This window comes from Micromonospora sp. NPDC023814, assembly GCF_040639595.1.
In the GTDB taxonomy this organism is placed as follows: Bacteria; Actinomycetota; Actinomycetes; order Mycobacteriales; family Micromonosporaceae; genus Micromonospora.
In genome coordinates this window covers 1-4,424 of sequence record NZ_JBFAAF010000166.1, presented here as the reverse complement: position 1 = coordinate 4,424, position 4,424 = coordinate 1, and the positions used below count along the sequence as shown (strand labels likewise).

Annotated in this window: 4 protein-coding genes and 1 pseudogene; 3 read left to right on the top strand and 2 right to left on the bottom strand. The window is 68.7% G+C overall.

From position 1 onward, the window contains the following. Positions 1-108 (top strand): annotated as a pseudogene (locus AB0G14_RS34800) (IS481 family transposase); the annotation flags it as partial. Between the two features lie 221 nt (positions 109-329). Here AB0G14_RS34800 and AB0G14_RS34795 read toward each other — a convergent pair. Further along, the gene (locus AB0G14_RS34795; protein WP_357704896.1) at positions 330-1,232 is read right to left on the bottom strand and encodes a serine hydrolase; all 903 of its coding nucleotides are present in this window, start codon (positions 1,230-1,232) and stop codon (positions 330-332) included. Further along, positions 1,223-2,137 carry a LysR family transcriptional regulator gene (locus AB0G14_RS34790; RefSeq protein WP_357704894.1) on the bottom strand — a complete coding sequence of 305 codons (915 nt, stop codon included), beginning with the start codon at positions 2,135-2,137 and terminating at the stop codon, positions 1,223-1,225. The genes AB0G14_RS34795 and AB0G14_RS34790 overlap by 10 nt, the downstream gene beginning before the upstream one ends. A gap of 134 nt (positions 2,138-2,271) precedes the next feature. Here AB0G14_RS34790 and bla point away from each other — a divergent pair, with 134 nt between their 5' ends. Further along, entirely contained in the window at positions 2,272-3,207 is a 936-nt protein-coding gene (gene bla, locus AB0G14_RS34785; RefSeq protein WP_357704892.1) for a class A beta-lactamase, read from the top strand. A 23-nt stretch (positions 3,208-3,230) separates the two neighbouring features. Beyond that, positions 3,231-4,196 (top strand): MBL fold metallo-hydrolase, encoded by a 966-nt coding sequence (locus tag AB0G14_RS34780; protein WP_357704890.1) that lies wholly within the window; start codon positions 3,231-3,233, stop codon positions 4,194-4,196. Positions 4,197-4,424: the final 228 nt, after the last annotated feature.

Genomic DNA, 4,424 nt, shown 5'->3' with positions numbered 1-4,424 from the left:
GCCTTACCGGCCTTCCTGCATCACTACAATCACCACCGACCCCACACCGCCACCGGCGGCCTACCACCCATCACCAGGTTGACCAACGTCCCTGGGCAGTACACCTAGCCCGCGACTACGAAACCCACCCCAGCACATCGGAGGCCATGATCCGATGGGCTGCCCTCGGCGGCATGCTTCGCCGTCTCACCCGAGGCGAAGCCGCCACCCGCCAACAATGCCGCACCTCGCGTCACCCAGTGCGTGGAGCACAGCGGCGGCGACAACCGCTGCCCGGGCGGCTGACCCTCAACCCATCGCTCGAGCGGATGCGCGTGAACCGGCACGGCTCAGTGCCACCGCAGCTGGTCTCGCAGCGTTCGTGCCACTTGGGCCATGAGCGCTTCGGCGCCCGGCTGGACAGCGGCCGGCACTCGGGATTCGGTGAGGGCGGCGACAGCGAACGTCTGCCCGTCGGCGTGCTCTACCACCCCGACCTCGTGTCGGAGGTTGAGCAGGGTTCCGGTCTTCGAGGACCAGCGGGACGCGTCGGAGGCGAAGTCGGGCGCCAGCCGGTGTCGCTGCACGCTGTCGGCCATCAGCTCGCGGACTCTGGCCGCGACGGCCGGTTTGATCGTCGTCGGTCGCCACAGCCCTTGCATCAGGTCGACTAGCGCGCGAGCGGATCCGGTGTTCGCTCGGCTGATGTCCAGCGAGGCCACCGGCTGCCCCTGTCCCGGTGTCGCCGCCGCGATGGCGAGGGAGTGGGCCAGATGCGTCTCCGACGGCGCGAATCGCTCCGCTGGCGTTTCGGTGAGGTCCCGGGTGAGGTGGCGGACCGTGATGCCGTCATAACCGAGCCGTCGCAGCTGCGCGGTGACCGCGGCGGGCGGGGTCAGGGCGAGCAGGGCGTCGGCCGCGGTCCCATCGCTGATGGCGGTGCTGAGGTAGAGCAGGTCGTCGAGGGCCACCGTGGCTGGGTGCCGAAACTTGGACAGGCCGGTCGGTCCGGGCGTGGCGATCCGCCCGGGTTGCACGACGATCTGGGTAGCTGGATCGAGCTCGTCCCGGGCGATCCGTTCGAGCGTCGCGACCGCAAGCGGGATCTTGATGAGCGAGGCGACCGGGAACTCCAGGTCGGCGTCGATCCCGATCTCGTCACCAGTATCAAGGTCTCGCACCAGGAATGATCCGCGCAGACCACCGTCATCCAGCGCCTCGCGGGCCGCGCGCAACACCGTGGTCATTCCCATTGACGGTCCCCCGCGGCACTCGAAACTTCGTCGCTTGACAGCCCGATGCATCGCCCGATCGCGCCGGGCAGCAGGGTTCGGATCCGCTGCGCGTCCTCGCGCGACCCCGCCGTAACGTCATAGGCCCGGACCAGCTCCAGTTCGCCAATCGGTCGCCAGTGCAGGCCGAGCTCGGCGCCCTGGAAGCGAGAATTGAGCAGCAGGTCGGTCGAGCCAAGCACCTCGGCGGTGGCGGCGACCAGCGACTGCGCCACCCTCACCTGCGCCGGCTGGAGGCCGACGGCGTCGCGCAGCCGGATGATCCGATCGCGGATGTGTGGCACGTCGTCCTCCGGCTGGATCCAGATCCGTCGACGGCGCGCCTGGCGCTCGGCCCGGCCAGCTCGCAATGTCTCCACGTAGATCGCCGGGACATCTGGATCAGCGGCGGCGCCCAGTCCCAATGGCACCCGCCAGGCCGCCTCGTCGGGTGGAACCGCGACCAGGGCAGCCCGGACAGCGAGGGTGCGGGCGAGTTCCGCGCGCTCGCCCGGCTCGGCGGGGTGCAGGTCGAGGTTCAGGTCGTGACGTCTGGCATCGGTGATGAGGCGGGCGAGCAGCCGCGGGAGGCAGATCGTGGGCACCGCCATCCGGAAGGGACGCAGCTTGGCGCGTTCGGCGTCGTGCTCCATCGCCTCCGCGAGTTCGACCAGCCGCCGGGCCGAGGGCAGCATGTCCTGGCCGAACGGTGTCAGGACGACGTTGCGCGATGATCGCTCGAACAGCCGGGATCCGAAGTGCGCTTCCAGTGCGGCGACCCGTCTGCTGGCCACGGACTGCGGAATCCGTGCCGCAGCGGCCCCGTCGGTGAAACTGCCGTATCCACAGACGGCTACAAATGCCTTACAAGCCGCGACTACGTCCATGGCGACAGAGCCTATGCCAAATCAGCATTGATTCTCACATCGCTGTCTTAGACGGCATCGCCTGCCAGATGTGAGGCTCCTGTTCGCCAGCGGCCGCCCGACCGGCGCGGCCGTCCGATCGACGAACGGAAGCCATGATGAAGTTCAGCCCCACACGCCGCGCCGCCCGGCGCCTCGCTGCGGCTCTGGCCGTCGGGCTCGCGTTCGGCCTGGTCAGCGCCTGCCAAGCAGGCGAGCCTGCTGCCGCCCCCTCGGCCGAGGTCACCGCCTCGGCTGGACCACCGACAGCTGCCGCCGCCGAGTTCATCCGGCTTGAGAGGCAGTTCGGCGCCCGGCTCGGGATCTACGTCATCGACACCGGCACCGGGCGTTCGATCGAGCACCGGGCCGACGAGCGGTTCGCCTACGCATCGACGTTCAAGGCGCTGGCCGCCGGCGCGCTGCTGGCAAGAACCACCCCCGAGCAGCTCGACCGCAGGATCTCCTACACCAGGTCCAATCTCGTGCCGTACTCGCCGATCACCGAGAAGCACGTGCAGAATGGCATGACGCTCCGCGACCTGCTCGACGCGATCGTCCGGTACGGCGACAACACCGCCGCCAACTTGATCTTCGATGCGCTCGGCGGCCCGCAACAGCTGGAGCAGGACCTGCGGGCGATCGGCGATCAGGTCACCGAGGTCGAGCGTGAGGAGCCGATGCTCAACGAGGCCGTCCCCGGCGACATTCGCGACACCAGCACCCCACGCGCCTTCGCCACCGACCTGCAGAAGTACGTGCTCGGCGACGCGCTCGCCGACGATGACCAGGCCCTGCTGACCCGATGGCTGCGCGGCAACACCACAGGCGTCGAACTCATCCGCGCTGGCGTCCCGGCCGGCTGGGTGGTCGGCGACAAGACCGGGGCCGCTTCGTACGGCACTCGCAACGACATCGCCGTGATTTGGCCGACCAACGGCGCGCCCATCGTGCTCGCGATCATGTCGAGCCGGGACGAAAAGGATGCCAAGTACGACAACGCGCTGATCGCCGAGGCCACCAAAGCCGCCCTTGCCGAACTGACCCGCTAGTCAGCAGAAGGAGGAGAACTCATATGAGCGCATCGAACCTCGACCGCCGCCGCTTCCTGGGCGCCACCGCCACCGCCGCTTTGGCCACCGTGGCCACCCCCGTCATCGCGCCCCTCGCCGTGTCCGCCGCGCCGGCGCGTGGACGCGCCACGGGATCTGCCGCGACGTTCCGCTGGCTGGGCACCTCCGGCTGGCGCATCGACATCGGCGAAACGACTCTGTTGATCGACCCGTACCTGAGCAGGTTCAAGACCGGGCTGTTCGAGCCGCCGTTCAACCCGGCCACCGCACTGACCATCGACACCGCCCGCATCGCCGAGCATCCCGGAACCCCGCAGACGATCCTCGTGACGCACACACACTGGGACCACTTCAGCGACGTACCACATATTGCCGCCCAGTCCGGCGCCAGAGTCTTCGGCACGCTCACCGCCTACCACCTCGGCTCTGCATACGGCCTGCCCGCATCCCAGCTCAGCCCGGTCAAAGGCGGCGAGTTCTTCGACTTCGGCGACCACACAGTGCAAGTGATCGCGTCGCTGCACAGCCGCAACGCCTCATACTCGATGGCCTACCCCGGCGTCCGGGTGGCCGTGCCGGCCAAGCCAGAAACGATCCAGGACCTGCCAGAAGGAGACACCCTCGCCTACCAGGTGACGCCGCGGGGCGGACCATCGGTGTTCTTCATGGGTGCGAGCGACTTCGTCGAGCACAACCTTGCAGGCCTGGCCCCCGACGTGGCCATGATCGCAGTGCCAGCCAGCGACGCCGTTCACGAGTACGTGCCACGCCTGCTCGCCGCCCTGGACCACCCGGCCACCATCGTGCCCGTGCACTGGGACAACTTCGAGGTCGAGCTGCACAACCCGCCGACGACCACACCCAAAGACAAGGAACGCCTCGACCTGTTCCTCACCGCTGTGCGCCGGGCCGCGCCACGCTCCGAGATTCTGCTCCCCGAGTACCTGACGCCGTACCCATTCGCATAGCACCCGGCGAGCCCGTTGGGTGAGCACGGGCGGCCGGCGGCTGGTCGAGACCGTCGGCCGCCCATGCAGCCGAGAAGACAGCCCTCAGTCCGCTGCTCGACCAGACCCGCAGGCTGCTTCGGCAGCGCAAGCGGAGCAATGCTCGAAACCTGTGGATGAGCGTCGGGAGGCGTACCCTCCCGGCGACGCTCCATGTCCAAGGAATCGAGTAGAGCCCGCGCGCCAACG

Bases quoted from the DNA above. Each gene is read 5' to 3' on its own strand.
- AB0G14_RS34795 (WP_357704896.1), bottom strand. From the start codon at position 1,232: ATGGGAATGACCACGGTGTTGCGCGCGGCCCGCGAGGCGCTGGATGAC.
- AB0G14_RS34790 (WP_357704894.1), bottom strand. From the start codon at position 2,137: ATGGACGTAGTCGCGGCTTGTAAGGCATTTGTAGCCGTCTGTGGATAC.
- bla (WP_357704892.1), top strand. From the start codon at position 2,272: ATGATGAAGTTCAGCCCCACACGCCGCGCCGCCCGGCGCCTCGCTGCG.
- AB0G14_RS34780 (WP_357704890.1), top strand. From the start codon at position 3,231: ATGAGCGCATCGAACCTCGACCGCCGCCGCTTCCTGGGCGCCACCGCC.